Here is a 26,211-nt window from a genome sequence, read left to right on the forward strand (position 1 = left end):
ATTTACGCTTTTTAAACCCAATTTAACCTTTGATAAAAAACAGAGTTTCAAGTGCTCTTCGAAGCAGATCTAACGCGTTTTTCCTGCCGGAGATGCTCATCAATGTAACTGCCAATCTTTACAACTTCTGCGGGTAAAAGCATGGAGTTTGGCGATGATATCCACCTCATATTCTGCTTGGTAATTGTGCCAATATTCTGCCCTTGCTTGAGTAAAAAGAACACGTTGTCATCGAATTGATCTTGTTCGCAAACTATACGTTCTGTTTTACCCCAGTTTAAAAAACGATAGTCAATGCGTAATTTGTTTTGCGGTTTCATCCTATATCTTGTTACTTATCCTTAATATAGGAACAAAATTTTATTTAAAAAGTTCGCAATTCTGTTTTCATACCTTTTAATCGACCCTGTTTTTTGTACTATTTTAAGAATTTTGCTTTAAATAGGGTTTTAAATGTTTTTTTAATATCTGTCTCGCGATATGTATCCTTGTTTTTACAGTTCCTAAAGGAATATCCAGGTCGTCAGCGATTTCGTTGTAGCTATAGCCCTCAAAATACCTGATGAATGGGTAACGGTAAACTTCCGGAAGGGCATTAATTGTTTTTTGGATATCTCCGACTATAAACTTACCCGTACAGACATTTTCTACGCCACTTAGGCAGCTCTCTTTTTGAGTAAGGTCTTCTTCAAAAGAGATGTGCTTTCTCGATTTAATGAGTTTCCGGTAGGAGTTAATGAAAGTATTGCGCATAATAAAAAAGAGCCACCCTTTAAAATTCGTTCCGGGTTGAAACTTGTCACGAAATCTGAAAGCCTTTATTAAGGTTTCCTGTACAAGGTCATCAGCATCGTTTTCATTGCTGGCAAACTTTAAAGCATTTATTCGCAATACCGACATGTTGTCGTTTAGTATACATTGAAATTCCGTATCGTTCATCGTCTTATGGTTTAATAAGCGACAACAAACTGTATTCCACACAAATTGCGATTTTGATAGCGTAGAAATACCCATTTCACACCACTTACGGCTCTGATAGCCGCGTTACCGAGAAGATAAGGCGGTTGGGCATTTTAGGTGTATTTCCAATTGGGGTATATATCATAGCAGGTTGGGTAGATATACCGAAACCTAAGTAATTATTCGGCGCAGCCTTTACAAAAAAATAGACAGTTGTGTACTAATGTAAATAGCCGTTAGACACCGCAAAGCGGATAAGCGCTGCGGTGTTTTTAGATGACGTTTTATCTATCAGCGCTTGACGATGGCCTTCTACAGTTCGCTTGCTCAAAAATAATTTATCAGCCATTTCCTGGTTCGTAAATCCTTCAGCAATTAAATGTAAAACTTCAATTTCCCGCATCGAGAGTTCGATGTGCTGGCTAAGCTGCTCAGATTGAATTACCAGGTTGTGTATAAGGCGGTCAATATGCTTTTCTGATAACTCGGCACAAAGATATTTCGTTCCAGAATGAACTGTTTTCAAGGCAAAAGCCATTTCATCTTCGTTAACATTTTTCATAAGATAGCCATAGCTACCTTCCAAAAATGCCTGCGAAACATATTTTTCATTATCGAGCATCGATAACACAATCGTTTTGATGTTAGGCCAGTTTTCTTTTATTTCCTTGATCAGACTTATGCCATCCATCTCAGGCATGTTGATGTCTGTTAAAATGATATCGGGTAATAAGCCCGATTTTAGCAGTGAAATTACTTCCTCGCCATTTGCAGCTTCCCCAACAACCTGTATTCCAGATTGCGCTTCTAATAAAAGTTTTATGCCGTTTCGCACAATTATGTGGTCTTCAGCCAGGATGATTTTTATCATTTGACGTGGTTTAAGTGCCCAGCGGCGATGAATTTAAGTTCTTTAGCATCTCTTTTAAGCGTTCGACATGTGTTTTAAGTTCTTCAGCCTTTTTCTTACGCTCAATATCGATAAAAGAGTTTGTGTTGAATGATTTCTCCATGCCAGAAATAAAATTCCGGCGTTCTTCCATCATTCTGATTGCTACCCAAATCGTTTCTTCTATCTTTTCTTTCATAAGCTCATCAAGTAGCCGTTGAGAAAATGTATGACCCGTAAAACAGCGGTACCTTTTTGTTCCTTCTTCTTCAATTTTTGTTAATATACCGCCACAGCTAGGGCAGGTTATTGCGACGGGCTTGCCGAGTTTTTCCGTTTCTTCGAATTGGCTGGCCATCCGCTTAGTTATGTCGGCTTCGAGCTTAACCTCTGCAGGTATTTCTTTCGGTATGCAGTTTCCGCGGCTAAAAATGTCCGAAAGGATGTAGCCAATATCTGCAATAGAAACGCGGTAATCTACATCGAGGTTATTGATAACATTCTGCGGCATTTCGGAAAATTCGGCCTCATCCGGCTCCTGGACAATACACGTCCCGCCAGCTTTTTTAATGGCAATCATTCCTGACGTGCCATCATCCAGCAGTCCGCTTAAAATTATACCGGTAACGCAAGAATCATATGCTGCAGCAGCAGTACGAAACAAGACATCGATTGATGGGCGCCAATGGTTTTCAGTTGGCCCTCTAAAAATTGAAATTTGGCCGGCTTCAATAACCATGTGCTCATCTACGGGCGCCAGGTAAACGTTACCGCTTTCAATTGGGGTTCCGTTCTTAGGAATCTGAACTTTTAAACCAGCGTTTTTATTAAGGAGACTTAGTACAGTTTCGATAATTGCGCTTTTGCCGAGGTGTATAACAATAAAAATTGCCGCATCGATATCCTTCGGAATTGTAGACAGCAGTGTTGCTACAGCAGAAAGTCCGCCGGCTGATGCACCGATAGTAATGATGTTTTTAACGTTTTTGTTTTCCATTTTATTAATCGCTTTGTTGGAAACGAATGGTGAACTTGGCACCTTCTTGATTTGATATGTCTAAGGTTCCGTTTAAAAGTGAAACCCTGTTTTTTATTCCTCTAATGCCAGAACCGCTTTTCAACGCCTGGTCCGTGTCTTCGGGTAGTCCCTTACCCTCATCACTTACAATAATGGTAATTTCTTTTTGGGCTATGCTAACCGTAAGGGTTGCTGCCTGCGCACCAGAGTGTTTTATGCTATTGTTTAAAAGCTCCTGAATAATTCTAAATACATAGAGCTGAGTTTCTTCTGGTAAAAGATCGGCCCCAGAATCTACCGTTGCAGACACTTTGAAGCCAGAATTGCCCAATCTGGCAACCATATCATTTATACCTGAAACAAAACCGAAATCTTTCAGAATGGAAGGGCTAAGTTCAACAGAAATCGTTCTTAACTCTTTAATCGCCAAATCCAAAAGTTCGTTTATGCTGCTTAAAATTGTTCCCGGAAATTCTTTTTTCTGGAAATGATTGATGTTAAACCGAATGCCATAAAGTATCTGGCAAACACTGTTGTGTAACGAAGCACTTATTTTATCTCTTTCTTTCTCCTGGGCCTCAATTGCGGTCCTACGGATTAACCGTTGGTTTGCCTGTTTAAGCTCTTCCTCAATATTAAATATTTTTTTCCGGGCAGATACATCTACAATTATCCCCGAAAAGTGATTATATGTACTGGTGCCTGAGCTGGCATTCCCTTTTAACAAAATCGTTTTTGCTTCACCTAAACGAGTTTCTATTCTAAGTTCAACATCAACTTCTTTAGTTCCACTCTCAAATGCAGTTGTCAGCTTTTGTTTGTCATCGTCAATAATAATCGTTAACAACTTATCGACCGTCATTTTTTCCAGGTCATCTCCAACATCAAAAATCCTCCTGCTTAATAAGTCTAAATGGAAAGTATTCGTGTATGGCTTGTAACGCCAAGTTCCGGTTAACGAAGCCTGTAATGTTTCGTTTAAGCGATCTGTTGTTTCCTTAATTTGCTCCTGTACTTTTTTTGAATCCGTGATGTCGTGCATGGTGATGTAAAACACCTTTTCATCCGAAATTGAATTTACGACGAGTGAGGCATCCAGACGGACATACCTGATTTCCTCGTTAACTGAAAATATCCTTACTTCGCATTGAGCCCTGTTTGGGTGAGCATTTAATCTGTTTATAAAACCGTAGTAATCATAGCGATCATCGGGATAAATAAAACCAGCGAGCGTGCGGTTAGCTACAGACTTTGATTTAAAATCCAATAAAACTTCCCCGGCATCATTAATTTCGGCAATAACTCCGTTTTGATTTAAAATTAGATAACCGATAGGAGCAGCATTAAACAATTCAGCAAATTTTTGGCGCTCAAGTTCTAGCTCGTAATAAGAGGCTTTGATCTCATCATTTTGCATTTCAAGCTCAAGTTCATAAATCTCCAATTCATTCAAGAGAATAGCAAGTTCATCTTTCCCATCATTCTCAGTTTGCTGCCCTGATTTATTTAACAGGGCTTCGGCTCTATTTCTCAGTGTGCTTAAAACTGCTTTTCTCGCTATTTCGGCTTGTTTCTTCAATTTTCTTCTATAAATTTTAAAATCAAGATGTAAGTTTCGCCAGGTGGCGTGTCAATGCGCTCCATAGATACCCTAAGTTTCAGCAACCCAATGCCATTAAAGTGGTGCTGGATGTATAGTGCTGATGCTGTGAGCGACTCGTCTAAAAGTTTTTCTGATAATTCCTTTAGCTGCCACATATTATTAACAATTTCCAGAAAGGAAAGTTCACTAATTTCTGTGCTCGTAAAATGGAACAGCTTTATAAATGGGTTGTTGTAAACCAATATTTTTTTATCTGCATCTAAAATAACAGTAGGCTCTGCTATTTTATTTATAACAGATTGCGTGTACTTTAGCAGTCCCTTTATCTGCGCATTCATGGATTTTATTGGCGTAATTTTGGTGAAGGTTAAAACGGCGCCATTTATAAAATTATCCATCGTACGGTAAGGCATTATCCGTAAGTTATACCACTCGTTTCTTTTCGTTTTTACTTCAAGCTCTTTACCAACAAGTGTTTCTATCACTTCATTTATTGCGTCTTCTATCGATGGATACTCGAAATTCGAAACAATGTGGGTTATCGAGCGGCCAACATCAGTAGAAATTACATTAAAGAGTTTTGTAACCTGTGGCGTAAACCGCAGAATATTAAGCTGATTATCTAAGAATATGGTGCCAATCTCAATATTGTCGAGCAAATTCTTCATATCATTATTTAGCTGAATCAACTCTTCTGCCTTTGTTTGGTATTGCAGGTTTATCGTCATCAACTCCTCATTCAACGATTGCATTTCCTCCTTGGTTGTAAGTGCTTCTTCGTTTGTACTTTGCAACTCTTCGTTAGTGCTTTGCAGCTCCTCGTTGGTAGATTTTAGTTCTTCGAGCGAGGTTTCCATTTGCTCAATAGTGGTATGAAGTTGCTGTTTTGTGTATGTTAACTCTTTCTCCAGTTCTTCTACCGCACCCTCGCTTATGGAATTGCTGTGCAGTTTTTTAGGCAATTTTCTGGCTGCTGGCTTTTCATTAAAGGTTACCAGAAGCAAGGCCTGCAATTCGGGGTCACTTAAATACTCTACCGTAAACCCTATCAGGTATTGTTTCCCTTGCTCTTTGATTTTTAAATCATGGATTTCAACTTTGCTTTTGTTTGTGTGTGCCTGGTGCAGGGCATTCCCCATTACGTACTTAAGCTCCTCTCTAATCATCCTGTTAATATTCATCACCGCTTCGCCAGGATGAAGCTGTATAAACTTTCCGGTATTTCCGTTTATGTACAATATTTCACCTTTATCGTTCAGCAACAAAGATGGAGGCGTGTAACTGGTTAAAAGTACTTTATTAAATTGCTCTGCAATTGGGTTTTTCTGACTGCTTTTCAGTGCAACTTCTGTTTTGGCAAGTTTATCCTGATTCGCAATATGGAATGGAAAATCCAGCAACTTTCCTAATGAGGAAACGCCTTCTTTACGTTCATAAATTTTCCACTTAGAATCTACATTCGAGAAAATATCATGAAAACTGCTTACAGATTCGGCAGGTCCTAAAAACAGCAAACCATTCACATTCAATGAGTAATGGAAAATTGGTATGATTTTTTTCTGCAGTTCCGTTGTAAGGTATATCATTACATTTCTGCAGCAAAGTAAATCCAATCTTGTAAAAGGGGCATCCTTAATCAGGTTGTGTTGTGCAAACACAATCATTTCCCTGATTTCCTTTTTTACGATAAAGCCATTGTTCTTTTTAACAAAAAAACGCTCTAGCTGCTGCGGGTTTAATTCTGAAACTATGTTTGAGAAGTAAAATCCTGTTCTCGCCAGTTCTATCGCGTTGGCATCAAGGTCTGTGGCGAAAATTTGTGCTTTTGGCTTTCTTTTGAGCGGTAGCGTATCCAGGTATTCGGTTAGTAAAATCGCAATAGAATATGCCTCTTCGCCAGTAGAGCAGCCAGCTATCCAAACGCGTATGGGTTCTAATGGGTCTTTATGTTGTAGCAGCGCATGGAGCTTATCTCGCAAAACGTCAAATGCCTGGCGATCTCTAAAAAACTTCGTTACGCCGATTAAAAGTTCATTAAACAATATATCAATTTCCGACGGATTCTCGCGAAGGTAGTTTACATAGCTACCATAATCAGGTAATTGATGGAAAGCAATACGCCTTTCGATGCGCCGCGAGATGGTATTTTTTTTGTAAAGTGTAAAGTCATGCGCTGTATGCGAACGCAGCAACATCAATATTTTTTGGATATGTACCTTATTCGATCTGTTGGTGCTGGTTTCATCCTCTAAAGGTTGTATCAGCGCCGGATGATTCAGATATTGAATAATTTTGGATGGCATTTCCTCTGGTAGCAACATGTAATCTACCAACTGCGTTTTCATTGCAGCTTTTGGCATACTCGGAAATTCGGCATGCTCCGGATCCTGAACCATCGTCATCCCCAGCTTTTCTTTAATCATCCTGATTCCGGTTTCTCCATCGGCACCGAGACCTGAAAAAATGATTGCCACGGCCAGATTCCACTGGTCTTCGGCCAGGCTTTGAAAAAAATGATCGATGCACATGTGCGCACCTTTGTCCCTTGACGGTTTAAAAAGCAATAAATGCCCTTGATGAATACCGATATCTACATTTTTTGGTGCAAGATATACATGGTTTGGAAACACTTCAATTCCATCTTCGGCTGTTGTAACAGGCATCGATGTATATGAGGTGATTAGGTTTAGGTAATCTTTTTCTTCGTTTAAATCCTGATGGATGACGATAACGAAAGCCATTCCCGATTGGTTGGGCATGTGTTTGAAAAAACTCTCGAAAGCGGTTAGAGAGCCATTTGCTCCGCCTATTCCAACTATTGGAAATGCGTTTTGGTCTGCTGTAGCGCTTTGTTCTTCGCTACGAATCTGAAACCTGCCCGGTGTTATCTGTTGTTGTTTTTTCATTCTGAGACGGTCAAATTACCTTGATGCTGCTAATTTAACCAATATTGCCGATCTCTGGTTACTCGGCACGTTTTTTAGTAAATATACTTAACATTCAGTTAGCTCAATAAAAAATGTAGTGCCTTGCTTTTCTTCCGATTCGAGCCAGATACTGCCTTTATGCCATTCTATAATGGTTTTGATGATAGACATACCGAGGCCTACGGAATGTTCGCCCCGCAGGCCAACCCGGCCCGCTAGGTTAAATTTATCGAAAAGCTTTTCATGAAACTTTTTTGGAATGCCGATGCCGGTATCAGCGATGGCTAACAATACCTTGCCTTCATTTTTGGTCAGTTTTAACGTAACCGTACCATTATCCGGGGTAAATTTAATCGCATTCGAAAGTAAATTATTTACGGCCTGCATAAACTTTACTTCATCAATCATTACATAAATTTCGGTATAGCCACAATCAAACGCGAAATTGATATTTAGATGTAGTTCTGAAGATTTGTATTCACTGAAAATCTGTTCAATTCTTTCTACGAGATTGACCCTTTTCTTTTGAAGTTCTACACCGGCAGATTCTAAAAATTCTTTTTTTATAAATTCCTGAATCATTTTAATTCCTCGTTTGCTGTTTGCCTCAATCATCGAAATAATTTTTGTAACCTGCTCATTTTTAGCTTCTTTTAAATGATGGGCAAGTAGGGTAGAGAGCATTTGTATTGAGCCAAGCGGACCTGCAAGGTCGTGGCTGATGATGTTTAGTACCGCATTTTTTTTATTCATAAACTCCAGCAGTTTGTACTCGTACAGCTTCTGTTCTGTAACATCTGCAAGTCGGCCGCAAACAACATTTGGCTCTTCCTTTTCAACAAAAATAGTGAGTTTGTGATGGTAAACTTTTTGTTCTAAAACAATTCGAAATTCGATGTCGTTCTTAAAACTGCCCGGAGCGATTTCTTTGTAGCGGTTATTTAAGTAATCAAAATCATCAGGATGAATTAAGTGGAGCAGCTGGTTGATGTTGTCGCTGTTGCCAACGGTTTCAAAAAAATCGAGAAAAGCCTGGTTTCGATAAATAAACTGCGAGGTACTAACATCTAATATAAAGTACAATTGAGCATCATGCTCAGCCATACAATGAAGGGAAAGCGCACTATTTTTAATCATTTTTTTTAATAGGAAAGTTCGCAAGGTAGCAAATTACCTTAGTGGCTATATACCCGAAATTCAAAGCGAAATGCCTATGAATAACCCGTGTTAATACTTTTTTGTATTTAATTACGGTGTTTTTAGTAACGCTAATTCAGCTATACCAGCCTGAATAAAGGGCACTTTTTCATTAGCCCAGTTTCTTAAGGTTTGGTCTTTCAAACCCAGATAGCCCGTAGCTTTAATATGCAGGGCTAAAATTTCCTCATCTATAGAAAGTAACAAACGATAAATTTCAGTTTTTTGCGCTTCGGGCGATAAGTTTTGGATAACATTAAACGCCTGTGCTTGTTCTTCGCTAATTTGCACGGAACCGGTATCAGCCATTTTGTTTACCTCCGCAAGGTATTTGTTTATATTGTGAACGCGGTTTTTTGCGATATCTGTCGCCTTTGCAGATTGAAAGACAGTAGACATAAGCCCGGTTAATTGCCGACTAAAAAGCTGCTTCTGTACCACACTATCCGCAAATGTGTTACTTTCCATTTTGTAAGCAACATCAGCTTTATGGCAGCCGAGAAAAAACAATGTTATTGCGGTAAGTAATACCACGTTAAATGCTTTCATAATTTGTTATTTAAACTGGAGCTTTAACGAGCGCTGGCCTTAACCAGAAGTTCGATCATTTCAAGAGGTTGTTAGCAGCTTGAGTTTTTTAGCTATTAAGGCACCGCCACGAAAGCCAATTTCAAAGGAGATGTTATCGCCCCGAACCGGATGCAGTTTAGAGTCTTCAATATAAAATTTTATGTGTTCATCGTTGGTATCCCGAATCAAGCCGATACCTGCTTTTTTATTGAACGAAAGAATTTGTCCGGTTCTCATATTCTTAAATAATTGGAGTGCTTAATTGTCAGTTTATCAAGCTGGCAACCTTGGTGTAAAGTTTATTATAACTGAAAGGTTTGTAAATGATATCATCGGCCAGGTTAAAAATCCTTTTTGCCTGGGTTTCTAACATTGCAGTAATAAGCAGCACGGGAATATGACAGGTACGCTGGTTTGTTTTCAAAGCGTTACAAAGTTCACGTCCGTCACCTTTGTCCAGCAGAATATCCATCACAATTAAATCGGGTTCAAATTCTTGTACAGCGCTGCTTAGTTCTTCGGCCAAAGAAATGCTGCGAACATTGAAGGAACAATCCTCGAGTACTAACCTAATCGCATCCGCATTGCTCAGGTCATCATCAAGTACCAGAATTTTTGAATTCATTTCGATTAAATTAGTAATAGGGATTAGCAGATTTTGGCTTGCTTAATTTTAAATCCAAATTACCACTTTGAAACATACCAAAAGTATCATCCAGGCAGAAAACGTAGTTCTAAGGCATATTTTACGTACTTCACCACAACTATTTGCTCTAAATACCTGCTAACCGTTGCGCAGTTTTTTACTCCTTTCTTTACTAAAATGAGCACCTTAATTATTCTCCAGATTGGGAATTTTTAGTAATGTTAACTTTTTTCAGAGCGGCTCTTGGTGGCCCGGTAAGCACTGCTCCGTCTACTGAAAATCGGCCGCCGTGGCAAGGGCAATCCCATGATTTTTCGGTTGTGTTCCAACTTACGATACAACCAGCATGCGTACAAACCGGGCTTAATGCACTGATTTTTCCATCTCCATCTTTATAAATCGCCAGTTGTTCACCATCAAATTTGGCAATTTGGCCTTCATTTTTCGGGAGTTTATCCAAAGTTTCCAAGGCTTCGTTATTAAACCTGTCTGCAACGAAGTGGTAGGCAACATCTGCATTTTCTTTAACAAACTCAGTAAAACCGGCAACTGGTTTTAACCTCGATGGACTCAGCAGTTCAGACAATTCGTTCTGCCTGTTTAAGATGAGATCGGTTAGGATTTCGGCTGATAGCGTACCGAAAATCATTCCGTTTCCGTTGAAACCTGTGGCAACATAAATGTTTTCTTCAGCGCCGGGGAGTTTACCAATGTATGGAAGCCCATCTACTGGCACGTAATATTGCGAAGACCATTTATAACCGATGGAATCGACGGCGAAATTTTGCCTCACATAAGTTTCCAATGCGGCAAATGCCTGTTCCGGGTCATCGTGTCCGGTTTTATGGTCTTCACCTCCAACCAAAAGATATTTTTGGTCTCCAATTTCATGCGTCCGGAAATAATGGTAAGGTTCCTTCATATCGTATGAAAGACAAGCCGGATAATTTCCATCCGATAGCTGCACAGCGAGTACATAACTTCGGTAAGGTGCGTTCCGGAGCGATAAAATATTTATGCCCGGCGGAATGTGAGTTGCCCAAACGATATTCCTGCCGCTAAATGATTTATCTGCAGCTTTTACCTGGTGAATACCATCCAAAAATTTGGTATCAGAAACAAAGGTGTTTTCTAAAATTTGCCCGCCCAGGGCCTCAAAAGCTCTGGCAAGGCTATTGATGTATTTTAGCGGATGAAATTGCGCCTGATTACTAAATTTTACCGAATAGTCAAATGCTATCCCAACTCCATTGGTATCGGCTTCTTGAACTTCAGTACCTGCTTCTACCGAGGATTCAAGTATTTTTTTGAGTTGTTTAGTCTCTTTTTCATCCTGCGAAAATAAATAGCCATCATGAAAACTAAAGTCAGCATCAATTCCCAAACTATCAATATTGCCTTTAATTGCCAAAATCATACGTTTTCCGGCAGCTGCAATTAGTTTCGAGGCGTCTTTGCCAAAGTCGCTATCTATTTCTGGGTAGGTAGCATCAAAAAAGGTATTTAAGTGTGCGCTAGTGCCTCCGGTAGTTCCAAAACCAAGATTTTTAGCTTCGATGAGCAGACATTTTTTACCTTCACGCTGTAGGTTGAGTGCTGTGGCAATCCCAGTTATTCCGCCCCCAATAATAATAACATCAAAAATATCCTTTCCTGTAAGGCTGGAATTAGTAGTAATGCTTTGTTTTTCGGCTGTTTGCCAAATACTTTCTTTCGTGCCATCACGGCGAATGGATTGTAGATGCGTAGCTTCCATAATTATTTACTCAATGTTTAAGTGAAGGGGCTTTGGGGTTTATGGTATTTCGTTGCAGCGAACGGAGTGTTCTTCCAGCAGGGTTAACCCTTCAGAATTTCCCTGCATAGCTGCCAAATCGTAAGCGGTCTGGCCGCGGTTGTCTGCAATTGTTGTGTCGGCTCCGGCGGTCAGCAAAAAGCTTAACACGTCATTTCGGCCAAACATACTGGCAAACATCAATGCGGTGCCACCATTTCCGTGTTGTAGATTAAGGTCGGCTTTGTTGGCAACCAAAAGCTTTGCAATTGGGAGGTAACCCTTAAAACTAGCGCCCATTAAAGCGGTATTGCCACCAAGGTCGGCTGCATTTATATCTGCACCGGCTGATAACAAAAGTTCAGCAGCTTTAAGCTGGTTATTGTAGCATGCAATAATTAGTGGCGTGTATCCTTTCTCATCACGAAAATTGATATCGACACCCCGTTCTATCAGTTCTTGAATAACTTCTATTTCGCCGAGCCTTGAAGCAGGGATTATCAGTTGATTGATGTTTTCCATAGTTAAGATAATGTTTTTGTTAAACCCGACTTTAAGTCCTTTAGTTTTATCAATTTTTTATTCGGCGCAATGGCGAAGCGTGGTGGTTATTTGTTGTTTAATTTACTTGCCGGTTTCTAGGTTTGGTGCATCAACCGGTTTTGATTCTGGCGAACCTTTCTGCCTTAAAAATATCGTAAGGATAACAATTGAAGCAACAGACAGAAACTCGCTTTGCCAGTTTTGAAAGGTTTCAAACCAAAAGTTTGCCTGGCCTAGGTAAGTCGACATATTTATAGAGGGCTTATGTTTAAGCATCAGTTCTACATTGTTGTCTTGCCAGCTTCCATAAAAATGAAGCACCCAGCTGGTAATGAAAAGCAAAGCGAACACTATTGAAAGGGAATTTGAATACAGTTTAAGTACCCAGCCGCCTTTTCTTACAGGCCACGGTGCCGCCGAATGAGCTTTCGGTTCGCGGTCTACGTCTTCAGCCTCATCAATTTTTTTAGATTCTGCAGAGCCAATTTGCCTGAGGGAAATAGTAAGCATTACATAGAGCGCCATTTGAAGAAATTCACTTTCAAAATTTTCGAATGTTGCCGAAATAAAATGACCGCTCGACAGGTATTTCGGTAAAGAAATCGCTTTTGCGCCAAGTTCTTCAAGCTCATTATTATGTTCGTTCCAACCTGTTAAAGCCTGGGCGGCGAGTGTGAGCAGAAATATCCCGATAAAGAATACCGAAAGACTATTGCGGTAGAGCCAGGTTTTACCTGTTCGTTTTAGTGCGCCCATCGTTAAGTTCTTAGGTTATCGTAAAGCAGTTCTGCACAGCGTTCAACACTTGCCTTTACAATATCTTCCTGGTCGCCGTTAAAATTCATTCGCTCAGAAAAAATGTGCTCCAGGTGTTTGCAGGCATAAATGAACATGGTGCCGACTGGTTTTTGTTCGGTTTCGCTACCTCCGGGACAAGTAAGTCCGGTGATGCCAACATAGATATCTGCTGGGATACGTTTATCGAGACCATAAGCTATGGCTTTGGTAACTTCCATTGATTCGGGGGTAAACCTTTCGATGAGTTCGTGAGGAACATCTAAAAGACTTTCCTTAATTGCCGCGTCGTAGCAAGCAATTCCGCCTTTTAGAAATTTTCCGGCATCATCTATCAGCGAAAATTCTGATGTTATCCGGCCGGCGGTAGCACTTTCGGCGAAGGCTACGGTTAGTTTGTTTTCTATGAGTAGCCTGCCCACCAAATGTAGTTTTTCCTTATTCATAATGGATGGGGTTTTTTGTTAAATGATAGTTCAACATAAACATTTTGTACAAAGGGATGTTTGTAGCCACTGCTAAAACCTTTAGTTGTAAATGGATTTTAAGTATTTACACGGCGGGGTAGGTATAAGTACCGTATTAATTCCCGTAGAAAAGTAAAACCATTAATGAAAAAAGGAGTTTTTTTATAAACGATTAACAAAGAAAAGCACAGGCTTGGGCGGAATCATGATTGAGATGATGCCGGAGCCGTTCTGAAATAATCTTCCTAACAAAATATACCATGAAAAAACAAGAGACAGGTGCACCGAAGCTAAGCACCAAAACTAATGAAGCGACAATATCACCGTTAAAAGAACTTTTTATAGATGGTATCCGCGATTTATTCTGGGCGGAGAATCACCTTGTAAAAGCACTTCCAAAAATGATTTCTGCTACCACTTCACCAGAGCTGGCTGCCGCACTCGAAGCTCATTTAACAGAAACTAAAGGGCATGTTACCAGGCTTGAAGAAATTTTTACATTGCTTAACGAGCCAGCAATCGCTAAAAAATGCGATGCAATGGAAGGCTTAACCAAAGAAGGTGAAGGTATTATAGAAGAAACCGAGGCAGGAACAGCCACGAGAGACGTTGGAATTATTTTAGCTTGCCAAAAAGTAGAGCATTATGAAATTGCATCCTATAACGGACTTTTTCAGCTCGCCGGCACCTTAGCCTTAACTGAAGTGGCAGATATTTTAGAGCAAACCCTTGCTGAAGAAAAAACTGCTGATAGCAAGCTTTCTGACATTGCAGGAAATGAAATTAATTACAAGGCGAGCGAAGAAGTATAAGAAAAAAAACACTATGGCAAAAAAGAAAATAACCAACAACGGCGATGCTGTGCAGTTGGAGAATGAAAAAACCAGAAAATTAGAAGCCTTTGTAGCTGATGGTCCGGGCGAAAAACTGACGACTAATCATGGCGTAAAAATAAATGATGATCAAAATTCGCTGAAAGCTGGCGACCGGGGTGCGAGTTTGCTTGAAGATTTCATCCTTAGAGAAAAAATTACCCATTTCGACCATGAACGTATTCCGGAGCGTGTTGTACATGCAAGGGGTTCTGGCGCACACGGCGTTTTTAAAGTGTATGAGGATTTGTCTGACTTAACCCGGGCAGCCTTTCTTTGTGATCCCGGGATAGAAACGCCTGTTTTTGTGCGTTTCTCTACAGTTGCAGGTTCCAGAGGTTCAACAGATTTGGCCAGGGATGTGCGGGGTTTTGCAGTTAAGTTTTATACGCAGGAAGGGAATTTTGATTTAGTAGGTAACAATATGCCTGTTTTCTTTATTCAGGATGCCATAAAATTCCCCGATCTTGTGCATGCCGTTAAGCCTGAACCTGATAATGAAATTCCGCAGGCAGCTTCTGCTCACGATACCTTCTGGGATTTTATTTCACAATTACCTGAGTCTTCACACATGATTATGTGGTTGATGAGCGATAGAGCTTTACCGAGGAGTTACCGCATGATGGAAGGTTTTGGCGTTCATACTTTCCGTTTAATTAACGCCAAAGGAGAGTCAAATTTTGTTAAGTTTCATTGGAAACCATTACTAGGTGTACACTCCGTAGCCTGGGATGAAGCACAAAATATTTCGGGTAAAGATCCTGATTTTCATAGGAGAGACTTATGGGATGCTATTGAGGCTGGTGCTTTTCCGGAATGGGAACTCGGTGTACAAATTGTGCCCGAAGAAGATGAGTTTAAATTCGATTTTGATTTGCTCGACCCGACGAAAATTATCCCTGAAGAGTTGGTGCCTGTGCAACGCATTGGTAAAATGACACTCAACAGAAACCCCGATAACTTTTTTGCCGAAACCGAGCAGGTTGCTTTCCACATTGGTCATGTTGTGCCGGGCATCGATTTTACAAACGATCCGCTATTGCAGGGCCGTTTGTTTTCATATACGGATACCCAACTTATTCGTCTTGGTGGACCAAACTTCCATGAAATTCCGATTAACCGCCCTGTTGTGCCGGTAAACAACAACCAGCGGGATGGCTATATGCGCCAAACCATTAACCGGGGAAAAACCAGTTATGGCCCTAATGGTATTGCATCGAATATGCCCCAGCAAACTACTGCGGCTGATGGCGGTTTTGTTAGTTATAATGAACGGATAGATGCCAGGAAAGTTCGGGCACGCAGCCGGAGCTTTTTCGACCATTTTTCACAGGCACGCCTGTTTTTAAACAGCCAGTCTGAAGCTGAAAAAAACCATTTAATCGATGCATTTAGTTTTGAACTCGGAAAAGTAAAGATGATTCCCATCAGGCAACGGATGCTGGGCTTACTTGCCAAGGTAGATAAGGCGCTGGCTGCGGCTGTAGCCTACGCACTTGGGTTGCACGTTCAGGATATCCCGATGGAAGAATTAAACAACAGTGTGCCTGCTGATGCTAACGTTGAGGATTATACCCCGATACAAAAGGAGGGAAGTATAGCGATATCGGCGCCATTAAGTATGGCAAATACAGTAAAAGATACCATATCTACCCGAAAAATAGCCATTTTAGCTGCCGATGGTGTGAGTGGAAAAGCTTTGAGCAATGTTAAGGATGCATTAGTAGCAAAAGGTGCAATTGTGCACATTATTGCTCCGAAGCTTGGTGAAATAATATCGGAAGAAGATCAAAAAATACAGGTAGATGAGAGCTTCTTAACGGCGGCTTCAGTACTTTATGATGCGGTTTATTTACCTGGCGGAACAAATAGCTCGGCTACTTTAGAAGCAGATGCGAATGCGGTACATTTTTTAAACGAAGCATTTAAACACTGTAAAGCCATTGCCGCCGATGAATCTGCGATGCAGGTTTTGGAGGCAACCTATTTCTATAAAAAACTTCCTGCCGATTATACGGAGGAAACGGTTTTGAAGGAGGGCATACTGGTAACTGATACCGTGTCGAAAATTATGACGTTGTTTGAGCGCATGATAGCTGCACACCGGTTTTGGGATCGCGAAGTCCCAAGAAAAATTCCTGCTTAATCTATAAAATAAAACCCGGGTTGATGCCCGGGTTTTATCTTTTAATATATTCAGCTGTTAATAGAGTTAACCTATATATTTCAGGTTCTCGTTGTTTTTTTCTGCTGCTTCGATGGGTGTATAATCCGATAAGATTAGTGCTTTACCTTTTTTTACGCAAACATCATGTTCAAAATGAACAGAGGCTTTGCCATCGACAGTTCTTACCGTCCAGCCATCTTTTTCTATAAACACATCTTTTTTACCCAGATTTATCATGGGTTCGATTGCTAACACCAGATTTTCTTTCAACAATAATCCCGAACCTCGCTTGCCGTAATTAGGCACCTGAGGATCTTCATGCATGCTTTTTCCTAGTCCGTGGCCAACAAAATCCCGCACAACGCTAAACCCTTGTTTCTCATTGTGGTTTTGTATCGCAAAGCCAATATCGCCTAAGCGCTTACCTACAACAGCTTCGTTAATACCAACAAATAATGATTCTTTGGTTGTCTTTACGAGATTCAGAACCTCATCGCTCGCATCGCCAATTACAAAAGTATAAGCATGATCGCCATGGTACTCGTTTTTTATCACACCAACATCAACCGTAAGAATATCGCCGTCTTTTAATTCTTCTTTACCAGGAAAACCGTGTACAACAACATCATTTAAAGAGGTAATAATGTGGTGAGGAAAACCTTGATAGTTATAGAATGATGGCACAGCGCCATTGTCCAAAATGAACTCATTAGCCAATTTATCAATTGCTATGGTTGTTAATCCTGGGCGTAAAATTTTTGCGATCTCCGAAAGTGTTTCGCTTACCAAAAGTGCACTGATTCGCATCAGCTCTACTTGTTCGTCAGTTTTATAAAAAATCATTGGCGCAAAATTACAAATAAGTTTTTCATTCTGAGAAATGAAGAAGCCAATAGCCTTACAAAACAGAGATTTGTATTAGAAAGTAACGAATTTTACGCCTAAACTTAACCAACGAGATGGCAGCGGGATGGTCCCAATCTCAACATAACTGGCGTCGAAAATATTCTGAGCGTCCAGGTAAATGGTAAAATGTTTAATGCCCTGACTAATCCTCGCGTCGCTTACCCAATAAGAAGGGCCCGTAATTCGCTGATTAAAACGTGTGGCCAGCAAAATAGAAAAACCCCGACAGCTGAAATCTACAGTGTTTGTAACCTGGTGCTTTAATGACGACAACTGATACTTATAGGCTTTTCCGACCTCCATATCCTTAAACTTCGAATCGAGGTAAGCATAAGCTACACTAAAATTTATTCTTGAATTTTCTGAAACGCTTAGGTTGTAATTGCCCCTTAAATTTAAACCATTTGTGGCCATTTTGCCAACATTGTTTGCCTCGAATGGATCGGTGGTAGCAACCCTGGTGTAGTCAATAAATCTATCTATGTTTCTGTAAAAAAGGCTAGATGTAAAATTGAAATTACCCTTAAAGTACTTAAACCCAATTTCACTTTGAAATGCTTTTTCCGGCTCAACGTTTGCATTTCCTATATTTCCCGGCCGTTGGTTTAAATAAAGGTCTGTAAAAGAAGGAATGCGCTGACTTGTACCTATGTTTCCAACAATTTTAAATGCCTCGCTAAGAGTATAACTAGCATCTAAACCAGGGTAAAGCTGCCATTTATAAGCAGAGTTGTAATTCAGGTAGGTGCCTGCATTTACATTTAAGTTGCTTAATAAATCCATCCGGTATTGTGCAAATATTCCAACATTTTCACGTTCGTGTTTCCCAATATTCGATGAGTTTATTTCCTCACTTCTCACTTCGACACCAAGCGCCAGTTCGCCATTATCACTTTTATATGTACTGGTAATTTCTGCCGCGATGGTATTTGTGCTGTGTTTGCTCACGCCGGCATTCGGGTTTACGTTGCCAAAATAACGGTAATCATCAAAATTATATCTATAGCTTAATCGTGGCATCAAAGTCCATTTTGGCGATAATCTGTGTACCGATTGTAATGCAGCAAGAGTAGTTTGTACTTTTTCCACTGAATTTTTATCGCCAGGAGCAGCATAGAAGCCATTTGCGCCAAATTCGTTTTGGGTATAGCCAAGCGAGGCATTTAACTCATTTGAACCATCAAACTGAAAACCGCCCTGATATAATATTTTGGCGTTTTCGAATTGTGTATTAAAGCGGTAACCATTGCTTTTATCGTATGAACTGAAAATTGAATGCTGATTATTCTTTTTCGCCAAAACTGCGCCGATTTGAATGCCGGCGTTATAAAATGTCTTCCCCGAACCTTCGTTGTCTTTTTCGAAATTTGAGCCGGCATGGGTATCCAAAAACAATCCCGATTTTACAGGCTTTTTCGTGATAATATTTATGGCACCTGTTAAACTATTAATACCATAAATTCTTGCAGCAGGTCCGCGGATGATTTCAATTCTTTCGATGGCCTCAATCGGGATTGGCAGGTTTAACGTATTGTGAGCGGTTTGCGAATCGATTATTTTCGTTCCGTTTAGCAGCACAACGGTTTGCTCAAAACTGCCACCGTCTATGCTAACATCGGCCTGGCCACCAAAAGGCCCCCGCTGTCTTAAATCTACTCCGTTTGCATACTGTAAAACTTCCTGAATGCTCCGGGCAGGAAGTTTCGCTATAGTTGCTTTATCAATCGTATAAACGTTTCGGTTTTGCTTCGATATTGGCGTACTGAAACCGTTTTCATTTATCACAACTTCTTTCATGGTGATGACGGTATCTTGCTTTTGTTGTGCCGCCAGGCTCGTACTCATCAATACCATTAGTGCGAGGTAGATTTTTCTCATGCTAAAATTTTTCTCAAAAGTAGTATATTGCCGTACTACTAATGTATACCAGTTCTGATAAAATGGATAGTCCGGTTCAAATTCCTTTTAATAGTTTCGTAACCATTGATAAAGATGATGCCAACCCGGTTTATTTGCAGATTACTTTTAGTTTTATTAAGGCAATACAGTTAGGTTTATTGCCAGAGGGCACCAAATTACCCGGAACCAGAATTCTTTGTAAGCTAATAAAGATTAACCGCAATACGCTCATCAAAGCGTTTCATGAACTGGAAGCGCAGGGATTTATCGAGATTTTTCCGAGCAGGGGCGTGTTCGTTTTGTCTAGCCAAAAACACGACAAAAACGCTGGTGTGCTAAATTCCCCAAGGAAGATTGTTTCCTCACAAGCGAATGAATTGAGTTTCGTACGCTCAGCTTTGCTGGAAAACCCGACCGAAATCAGTGATTTGCCTTTGCAATTTAATGATGGTATGCCCGACCAAAGTTTGATGCTTTACGATACACTCGCCCGCTTGTATGTTTCGAAACTAAAACATCACAATCCGAAAAATAATAATTCCCAGCTGATACATGTTAATTTCAAAAAACAGCTATCAAATTTTTTGAACCTTTCCCGCAACCTGCGGATTTCTGCAGAGAACTTGTTCAGCACGAACAGCCATGAAATCTGCCTGTATTTAATTTTCAAAATACTAATTTCGCCGGGAGATAAGGTTGTAGTTGCTGCGCCAAGCTATTATTTATCGAACATGACTATATCAGATAGTGGCGCAGAAATTATTTCTGTACCTGTTGATGAAGACGGAATAAAAATTGAATCGTTAAGACAAATTTGTGCCGGTCAGCAAATCAAAATACTTTATCTTACCTCGGTTTATCACTACCCAACAACTGTTTCCTTAAGTGCTAAAAGGCGTATTCAGCTATTGGAACTGGCTGAAGAATTTGGCCTAATCATCGTGGAGGATGATTACGAATTCGACTTTCATTTTGATAACAATCCCGTCTTGCCGTTAGCAGCTTTAAATACAAACAGCAATGTCATTTATGTAGGCTCCCTGGCACGTTCCCTGCCGGCAGGCTTCGGTTACGGCTTTGTTTCCGCACCCGAATCTTTTATTATCGAGTTAGAAAAGCATCACAAAATTTTATCGGCTGGTGTGGATAACATAAAGGAGCAAGTGCTTACAAGCTGGATAGAAAATGGTGAGATTCACCGCGTTCTAAAGAAGAGTAAGAAAATTTACAGGCAAAGGAGGGATTGGTTTGCAGGTTTACTCACCGAGCAGTTAGGAGCACACATTATGTTTATCACGCCATCCCGTGGATTGGCTTTTTGGATAGAGTGGGCAGACCACCCCAATTTGGCTAAGCTGAAAAAAAAATGCGCAGAAAATGGCCTTTTCCTCCCGAAAATAAGTTTGTACCAGAATAGAAATTTAACGGCTACAAGATTGGGTTTCGGTAACTTCGATTATGCCGAGATGAAAGCAGCAATAAACATACTGGCAAATTCAGTTGACAGTTTGGATAACTAGCGGGAATTAGTTTTGGCTTGCCAAATTAAGGCCGAATGTTTGAAAATCGTAATCATTTCTTGAAATGTGTAATACTTGCTTAACAAATGGCGATTATATTTGTTGAGGTATAGTAATAATTAAAAGATATGATAGCAGCAAAAGGATATGCAGCACAAAGTGCTGAAACGGATTTAGCCCCCTGGAATTTTGAACGCCGAGAGGTTGGGCCGCATGATGTACAATTCGAGATACTTTTTTGTGGCGTTTGCCATTCGGATTTGCATCAGATTAAAAATGACTGGTTCCCGGGCATTTTTCCGATGGTTCCAGGCCATGAGATCGTTGGTCGCGTGGTAAAAGTGGGCGACCACGTTAAAAATTTTAAAGTTGGCGATTTAGCTGGAACCGGTTGTATGGTAGATTCTTGCCAGGTTTGCGAAAATTGCAAGCAGGATTTGGAGCAATATTGCCTGGAAGGAAATACACAGACATACAACGGTTTGGAAAGAGATGGTAAAACCCCAACTTATGGTGGCTATTCTGATAGCATTGTTGTTAGAGAAGAATTCGTTCTCAAAATCGCTGATAATTTAAATTTAGCAGCAGTTGCGCCATTATTGTGTGCGGGCATTACAACTTATTCGCCGTTACGCCATTGGAAAGTTGGTAAAGGACACAAGTTGGCCGTGTTAGGCTTAGGCGGCTTAGGACACATGGCGGTTAAATTCGGTGTTGCTTTTGGCGCTGATGTTACTGTTTTAAGCACTTCGCCGAATAAAGAGGAAGATGCTAAAAAATTAGGCGCACACCATTTTGTGGTAACTACTGACCCTGCTCAAATAAAAGAAGCTAAAGGCACTTTCGACTTTATTTTGGATACCGTTTCTGCAGAACACGATTTCAATATGTATTTGTCGTTGTTAAGAACCAACGGAACGCATATATGCGTGGGTGTACCACCAAAACCGGCAGAGATTGCTGCGTTTAGCTTATTAGGTGGCAGAAAAAGCCTCGCAGGTTCTGGCATTGGCGGCATTAAAGAAACCCAGGAAATGCTGGATTTCTGTGCGGAGAACGATATCGTGTCTGATATCGAAATGATTGATATGAAAGACATCCATACGGCCTATGAAAGAATGCAAAAAGGTGATGTTCGCTACCGTTTTGTTATAGACATGGCAACTTTATAACTCGTTTTACAGTTATTCTTAAGTTTTTTACCGAAACCCTCGAAACATAGTTTTCGAGGGTTTTATTATTTAAAATTTTGTAATTAAAACGTTTTAGTTAAATTAGTTTACTAAAATTTAATTATGAGATATCTTTTTACTTTTCTTGCGGCTTTGCTTTTTAGCGCAACCTTTGCGCAAAGCAGATGGACAACCGAGCAGGCAAATGCCTGGTATAAAAAACAGCCCTGGATGACGGGTTGCAATTATCAGCCCGCTACAGCAATTAATCAACTCGAAATGTTTCAGGCTGCAACTTTCGACCCGGCTACAATTGATAAAGAATTGGGTTGGGCCCAGGAATTAGGATTTAATACCATGCGTGTATTTTTGCATCACATCGCCTGGACCTCTGACAAAGAAGGATTTAAGAAAAGGCTGAACCAATATCTCGATATTTCATCAAAACATAAAATTAAAACGATACTTGTGTTTTTTGATGATTGCTGGAACGATAAATATGCCGCCGGAAAACAACCCGAACCAAAAGCCGGTGTGCACAATAGTGGCTGGGTTAGAGACCCTGGCACTGATATTAGAAATAACCCCGACAGTTTGAAAATGTTGGAAGCCTATGTAAAAGACATTTTAAATGCTCATAAAACCGATGATAGAATTGTGATGTGGGATTTGTACAATGAGCCCGGGAACAGTAATTACGTGGATAAAAGCTTAAACCTTTTACAAGTAACCTTTGATTGGGCAAAGGCTGTTAATCCCGCTCAGCCACTTACGGCCGGCATCTGGAGTTTCGGTTCAAATTTCGACAAGCTAAACAAATTTCAACTCGAAAATTCTGACATCATAACGTACCACCATTACGGGTATATAGACACCCATCAGAAAAAAATCCAGGAGCTGAGAAGCTACAACAAACCGCTCGTTTGTACAGAATACATGGCTCGTAAAAATGGAAGCCTTTTTCAAACCATTTTGCCCATGTTGAAAACTGAAAAAGTTGGTGCCATCAACTGGGGTTTTGTATCGGGCAAAACCAATACAATTTTTGCCTGGGATACACCAATTCCAGGTGGAAAAGAGCCCGAACTATGGTTCCATGACATATATCGAAAAGAAAAAACCCCCTTCAGCGAAAATGAAGTTAAAACCATCAGGTTATTAAATCAAAGAGAGTAACAAACTTTAAAAAATTGCCTCATGATAATCTTGAGGCAATTTTTATTTACTGTTCTCATCTTTTATACCTTTCAACAGTGCGTAAACTGCCATCGAATGGCCATGGCCGAGATTGTATTCTTCCTTAAGCCAATTTACAATTTCGCCGGCCTTAACTGTTGCTTTAAGTTTTCCGGCTTCGGTAAAACCCTTCTCATCTGCTTTAGTTTTTAACTGCTCAGGGCCTAGTCCTGTTTTTTCTTTAATGGTTTTTAAATACCCCTGGAATGACATCTTCTTAATTAAGTTATAGATTAGCAGGCTTAAAAATAAGGAGAAGTTACCGTTACGGGTGATGCTAAACAAGTCAAAAAGCGGTTGCATTTAGGACAAAAAAACCCGTTACAATTTTGCAACGGGTTCTTTATTCACTTAAAAGATTTATAAGGCTTTAATTTTAATATTTCTCCACTGACTAGAACCCGGGTGCTCTTGCAAAGCAATTTTTCCTTTGGCTACTTTCGCAAAGTTTGAAAATGCTTTGTCTTTAAACTTGCTGTTTTCAACAAGTTTATTCCATTCTTCGCTTCCAATTTGCCCGTCGAAAGTTTTAACACCGTTTAAATAGAAAGTTAAATGGCCTTTGTTTTGAATTAATCTTACTTTATTCCATTCGCCTACTGGCTTCGGTTTTGATACTGTTGCATCGCCAGACATGTCGTAAAGGCAACCTGCCAGGTGATTTTGTTTTTTGTTATCGTCAGCATCAATATTATCCAAAACCTGCATTTCTGGTCCTGTTAAATAAGTAGCCCTAAATTTTGGGTCTTCCTGTATATCGAAAATAATTCCGCTGTTACCACCTTTTGATATCTTCCATTCCAGGTTAAGTTCGTAATTTTCATAAGCTTCGTTTGTTACAATGTCGCCTCCACCATTTCTCGGTTTGCTAGGGTCGAAAACGATAGCTCCATTCTGAACCGTCCATTTCGAGCCTACGGTATCACGAAGGTAGGTATGCCAACCTTTGGTGGTGCTGCCGTCAAACAGTAATTTCCAACCTTGTCTCACTTCTTTTTTTGTTAAAGTGTTAGGCGTTTGGGCCATACCTGCAGTACAAAAGATTGTAAACAGCGAGAAAATTATTAATGCTCTTTTCATTTGATTTCGATTTTTATTTCGAAAGTAACAAATAGTTTTTGAATTTATTTATTTCTAATAAATTGCGTTTAAACTGTTACAAATAGTTTTAGTAATCTATAAATCTGAACTTGAAGGCCGGAGATTTGGTCTTCCTGAAAAGGGTAGTAGCTGATGAAAATTAAACGTTTTCTTTTTGCAATAAAGCGGGAATGGTTTTCAGAATCAATTTAATGTCGTTAACGAAGCTTTGGTTTTTCGCGTAAGTATTATCGAGCATTAGGCGTTCTTCTTCACTCATATCGCCTTTACCACGCTTTTCAACCTGCCATAATCCGGTTATGCCTGCGGGAGCTGCAAACCTGAGCACATATTTATCAGTTGTTAATTTTTCGGCTTCGTATAGCGGAAGCGGGCGGTTACCCACAATACTCATATCGCCGATAATTACATTCCAGAGTTGAGGAAGTTCGTCGATACTGGTATTCCGTATAAAATTGCCCACTTTGGTAATTCTCGGGTCGTTTTTTATTTTGAAAAATGCAGATCCTGAACTTGCCATTTTAGCGTATTTGAAGTCTTTCTCGCACCACTGTATATTATCTGCGTAAAGCGGATACTGGCATTTCCCCTCTGCTGCACACTGGCTGCATAAACTTTCTTTAACAACGTTGTCACTTTCTTTTTTGCCCGAATCGATGTCATATTGATTTAAATGCATCAAATCTTTTATGCGCTGGTCTGCATTAACAAACATCGACCTGAATTTATAAAATTTAAAGACCTTAAATCCGGTTCCGGCACGTAAAGAATAGTAAAATACTGGTCCTTTAGATTCAAATTTTATCAGGATATAAATAATCAGAAAGAGTGGGGAGAGCAAAAATAATGCGAGGCCGGCAAAAAACACATCAAAGGCCCGTTTCGCAAAGCCTATGTTTTTTATTGGCGGTACATCAGGTTTAATATTGCCCTTTAATTGTGCCCAGCTATCAATTAAAAAAGTAACCCGCTTCTGAATTTTCGATGCCTTTAGTGGAAGTCTGAACACATCAGAAACACCGGCGGAAAGTGCCAGGGTGCGCAAATTCGGGTTAAAGTAATTTACCACTAAAAAAAACGGCACTAAAGGAAGTTGTTTCTTTTTGAGCGTTTCTACCAGCGCAAGTCCGGCAGGCGCCATAATTTCGCTGTAAGAAATAATCGCAACGATGTTAAGATTTTCTTCGAGCCAGGTTGAAGCCATCTTCATTCCATTCTCGAAATGTACAAGTTCACTTTTTCCAAAATCGCATTGCGCAAAAATTTCTGCAAATGCGTTTTCAAAACCTACAAGGGCAATAATTGGTTGTCCTGGGGAAGCATTAAGTTCTTCACTCATATATTAAGCGCTCAGTTTGCCCATTCTCCTTAAAACAACTCTAATTCTGGCTTCTAACTCGGCAGGGTTAAACGGTTTTACGATAAAATCGTCTGCCCCTGAATCTAAACATTTAATCCGTTTGTCCGAACTTTCTTCACCCGAAAGGATTACAATTGGCACGGAGTTGAAGAAATCGCTCACTTTAACTTGCTCAATTAGTTGGAGGCCATTAAGTTTTGGCGTGTTTAAGTCTGCAATAATCAAATCAGGAATATTCCCGTTTTGCAAAAAAGACAAGGCGTCCATTCCGTTCGATCGCATTTCGATGTCGTATGTTGAACTCAAAATCTCCTCGAGGATGGCTTGCATAAAAACGTCATCTTCAACAATTAAAATCTTGATTTTTCGTGTGCCTGACAAATTCATTTTTTGGAACGTTGTTTAAACAATAGCTATTATAACGTAAAAAGCGCCTGTTAAGTTTTTTAATAACGGATTATGTTTATTTTTTTGTGACCTAAAATGTCCGCGATAGCTGTTCATTATCGGAAAATGATGCAACCGTATAGCAAAAGTTTTGAAGCAGAAAGTTATGTTGAAAAGGCCCAATGCCTGGCAAGCCTAACTT

General features: G+C 40.0%; 25 protein-coding genes. 5 read left to right on the forward strand and 20 right to left on the reverse strand.

Annotated elements, in window-relative coordinates; translation table 11 throughout:
* Window positions 1–47: 47 nt before the first annotated feature.
* From AC0IWT_RS01410 to AC0IWT_RS01475, 14 genes are all read right to left on the reverse strand, one after another.
* Window positions 48–320 carry a hypothetical protein gene (locus tag AC0IWT_RS01410; RefSeq protein ID WP_471795661.1) on the reverse strand — a complete coding sequence of 91 codons (273 nt, stop codon included), beginning with the start codon at window positions 318–320 and terminating at the stop codon, window positions 48–50.
* Window positions 321–423: 103 nt separating this feature from the next.
* Complete coding sequence (locus AC0IWT_RS01415) at window positions 424–939, reverse strand: sigma-70 family RNA polymerase sigma factor (protein ID WP_471795662.1); 516 nt, start codon at window positions 937–939, stop codon at window positions 424–426.
* Between the two features lie 241 nt (window positions 940–1,180).
* On the reverse strand, window positions 1,181–1,831 hold the full coding sequence (locus AC0IWT_RS01420; protein WP_471795663.1) for a response regulator: 651 nt from the start codon (window positions 1,829–1,831) through the stop codon (window positions 1,181–1,183).
* A gap of 10 nt (window positions 1,832–1,841) precedes the next feature.
* Window positions 1,842–2,846: a chemotaxis protein CheB gene (locus AC0IWT_RS01425; RefSeq protein WP_471795664.1), complete on the reverse strand. Its 1,005-nt coding sequence runs from the start codon at window positions 2,844–2,846 to the stop codon at window positions 1,842–1,844.
* Window positions 2,847–2,850: 4 nt separating this feature from the next.
* Entirely contained in the window at window positions 2,851–4,446 is a 1,596-nt protein-coding gene (locus tag AC0IWT_RS01430; protein ID WP_471795665.1) for a PAS domain-containing sensor histidine kinase, read from the reverse strand.
* Window positions 4,443–7,376 (reverse strand): CheR family methyltransferase, encoded by a 2,934-nt coding sequence (locus AC0IWT_RS01435; RefSeq protein WP_471795666.1) that lies wholly within the window; start codon window positions 7,374–7,376, stop codon window positions 4,443–4,445. Before AC0IWT_RS01435 ends, AC0IWT_RS01430 begins: the two co-directional genes overlap by 4 nt.
* 87 nt (window positions 7,377–7,463) lie before the next feature.
* The gene (locus tag AC0IWT_RS01440; RefSeq protein ID WP_471795667.1) at window positions 7,464–8,534 is read right to left on the reverse strand and encodes a sensor histidine kinase; all 1,071 of its coding nucleotides are present in this window, start codon (window positions 8,532–8,534) and stop codon (window positions 7,464–7,466) included.
* Window positions 8,535–8,645: 111 nt separating this feature from the next.
* Window positions 8,646–9,143, reverse strand: coding sequence for a hypothetical protein (locus AC0IWT_RS01445; protein ID WP_471795668.1), 498 nt, complete (start codon window positions 9,141–9,143; stop codon window positions 8,646–8,648).
* Between the two features lie 60 nt (window positions 9,144–9,203).
* A complete protein-coding gene (locus AC0IWT_RS01450) occupies window positions 9,204–9,401 on the reverse strand; it encodes a hypothetical protein (protein ID WP_471795669.1) in 198 nt (65 codons plus the stop codon).
* Between the two features lie 28 nt (window positions 9,402–9,429).
* On the reverse strand, window positions 9,430–9,789 hold the full coding sequence (locus tag AC0IWT_RS01455; RefSeq protein ID WP_471795670.1) for a response regulator: 360 nt from the start codon (window positions 9,787–9,789) through the stop codon (window positions 9,430–9,432).
* 211 nt (window positions 9,790–10,000) lie between these two features.
* Window positions 10,001–11,566, reverse strand: a complete 1,566-nt coding sequence (locus AC0IWT_RS01460; RefSeq protein WP_471795671.1) for an FAD-dependent oxidoreductase — start codon at window positions 11,564–11,566, stop codon at window positions 10,001–10,003.
* 39 nt (window positions 11,567–11,605) lie between these two features.
* Window positions 11,606–12,106, reverse strand: coding sequence for an ankyrin repeat domain-containing protein (locus AC0IWT_RS01465; protein WP_471795672.1), 501 nt, complete (start codon window positions 12,104–12,106; stop codon window positions 11,606–11,608).
* Window positions 12,107–12,208: 102 nt separating this feature from the next.
* Window positions 12,209–12,883 (reverse strand): DUF6766 family protein, encoded by a 675-nt coding sequence (locus tag AC0IWT_RS01470; RefSeq protein ID WP_471795673.1) that lies wholly within the window; start codon window positions 12,881–12,883, stop codon window positions 12,209–12,211.
* Between the two features lie 2 nt (window positions 12,884–12,885).
* Window positions 12,886–13,368 (reverse strand): CinA family protein, encoded by a 483-nt coding sequence (locus AC0IWT_RS01475; RefSeq protein ID WP_471795674.1) that lies wholly within the window; start codon window positions 13,366–13,368, stop codon window positions 12,886–12,888.
* 281 nt (window positions 13,369–13,649) lie between these two features.
* On the opposite strand from AC0IWT_RS01475, the gene AC0IWT_RS01480 reads away from it, so the two are divergent.
* Both AC0IWT_RS01480 and AC0IWT_RS01485 read left to right on the forward strand, forming a co-directional pair.
* Window positions 13,650–14,201 carry a YciE/YciF ferroxidase family protein gene (locus tag AC0IWT_RS01480; protein WP_471795675.1) on the forward strand — a complete coding sequence of 184 codons (552 nt, stop codon included), beginning with the start codon at window positions 13,650–13,652 and terminating at the stop codon, window positions 14,199–14,201.
* A gap of 13 nt (window positions 14,202–14,214) precedes the next feature.
* Complete coding sequence (locus AC0IWT_RS01485; protein WP_471795676.1) at window positions 14,215–16,407, forward strand: catalase; 2,193 nt, start codon at window positions 14,215–14,217, stop codon at window positions 16,405–16,407.
* A 66-nt stretch (window positions 16,408–16,473) separates the two neighbouring features.
* On the opposite strand, the gene map is transcribed toward AC0IWT_RS01485, so the two are convergent.
* Window positions 16,474–17,271 (reverse strand): type I methionyl aminopeptidase, encoded by a 798-nt coding sequence (map, locus tag AC0IWT_RS01490; RefSeq protein WP_471795677.1) that lies wholly within the window; start codon window positions 17,269–17,271, stop codon window positions 16,474–16,476.
* Window positions 17,272–17,346: 75 nt separating this feature from the next.
* Window positions 17,347–19,212 (reverse strand): TonB-dependent receptor plug domain-containing protein, encoded by a 1,866-nt coding sequence (locus AC0IWT_RS01495; protein ID WP_471795678.1) that lies wholly within the window; start codon window positions 19,210–19,212, stop codon window positions 17,347–17,349.
* A 41-nt stretch (window positions 19,213–19,253) separates the two neighbouring features.
* Here AC0IWT_RS01495 and AC0IWT_RS01500 point away from each other — a divergent pair, with 41 nt between their 5' ends.
* From AC0IWT_RS01500 to AC0IWT_RS01510, 3 genes are all read left to right on the forward strand, one after another.
* Complete coding sequence (locus tag AC0IWT_RS01500) at window positions 19,254–20,753, forward strand: aminotransferase-like domain-containing protein (RefSeq protein ID WP_471795679.1); 1,500 nt, start codon at window positions 19,254–19,256, stop codon at window positions 20,751–20,753.
* Between the two features lie 128 nt (window positions 20,754–20,881).
* Window positions 20,882–21,925: an NAD(P)-dependent alcohol dehydrogenase gene (locus AC0IWT_RS01505; RefSeq protein ID WP_471795680.1), complete on the forward strand. Its 1,044-nt coding sequence runs from the start codon at window positions 20,882–20,884 to the stop codon at window positions 21,923–21,925.
* Window positions 21,926–22,048: 123 nt separating this feature from the next.
* Entirely contained in the window at window positions 22,049–23,101 is a 1,053-nt protein-coding gene (locus AC0IWT_RS01510) for a glycoside hydrolase family 2 TIM barrel-domain containing protein (RefSeq protein WP_471795681.1), read from the forward strand.
* Window positions 23,102–23,143: 42 nt separating this feature from the next.
* Here AC0IWT_RS01510 and AC0IWT_RS01515 read toward each other — a convergent pair whose 3' ends face one another.
* From AC0IWT_RS01515 to AC0IWT_RS01530, 4 genes are all read right to left on the reverse strand, one after another.
* Window positions 23,144–23,464: a DUF4287 domain-containing protein gene (locus AC0IWT_RS01515; protein ID WP_471795682.1), complete on the reverse strand. Its 321-nt coding sequence runs from the start codon at window positions 23,462–23,464 to the stop codon at window positions 23,144–23,146.
* A gap of 57 nt (window positions 23,465–23,521) precedes the next feature.
* Window positions 23,522–24,241, reverse strand: coding sequence for a 3-keto-disaccharide hydrolase (locus tag AC0IWT_RS01520; RefSeq protein WP_471795683.1), 720 nt, complete (start codon window positions 24,239–24,241; stop codon window positions 23,522–23,524).
* 160 nt (window positions 24,242–24,401) lie between these two features.
* Complete coding sequence (locus AC0IWT_RS01525; RefSeq protein ID WP_471795684.1) at window positions 24,402–25,601, reverse strand: sugar transferase; 1,200 nt, start codon at window positions 25,599–25,601, stop codon at window positions 24,402–24,404.
* 3 nt (window positions 25,602–25,604) lie between these two features.
* Window positions 25,605–26,009 (reverse strand): response regulator, encoded by a 405-nt coding sequence (locus AC0IWT_RS01530; RefSeq protein WP_471795685.1) that lies wholly within the window; start codon window positions 26,007–26,009, stop codon window positions 25,605–25,607.
* Between the last annotated feature and the right edge of the window lie 202 nt (window positions 26,010–26,211).

This window comes from Pedobacter sp. AC464 (assembly GCF_979253075.1).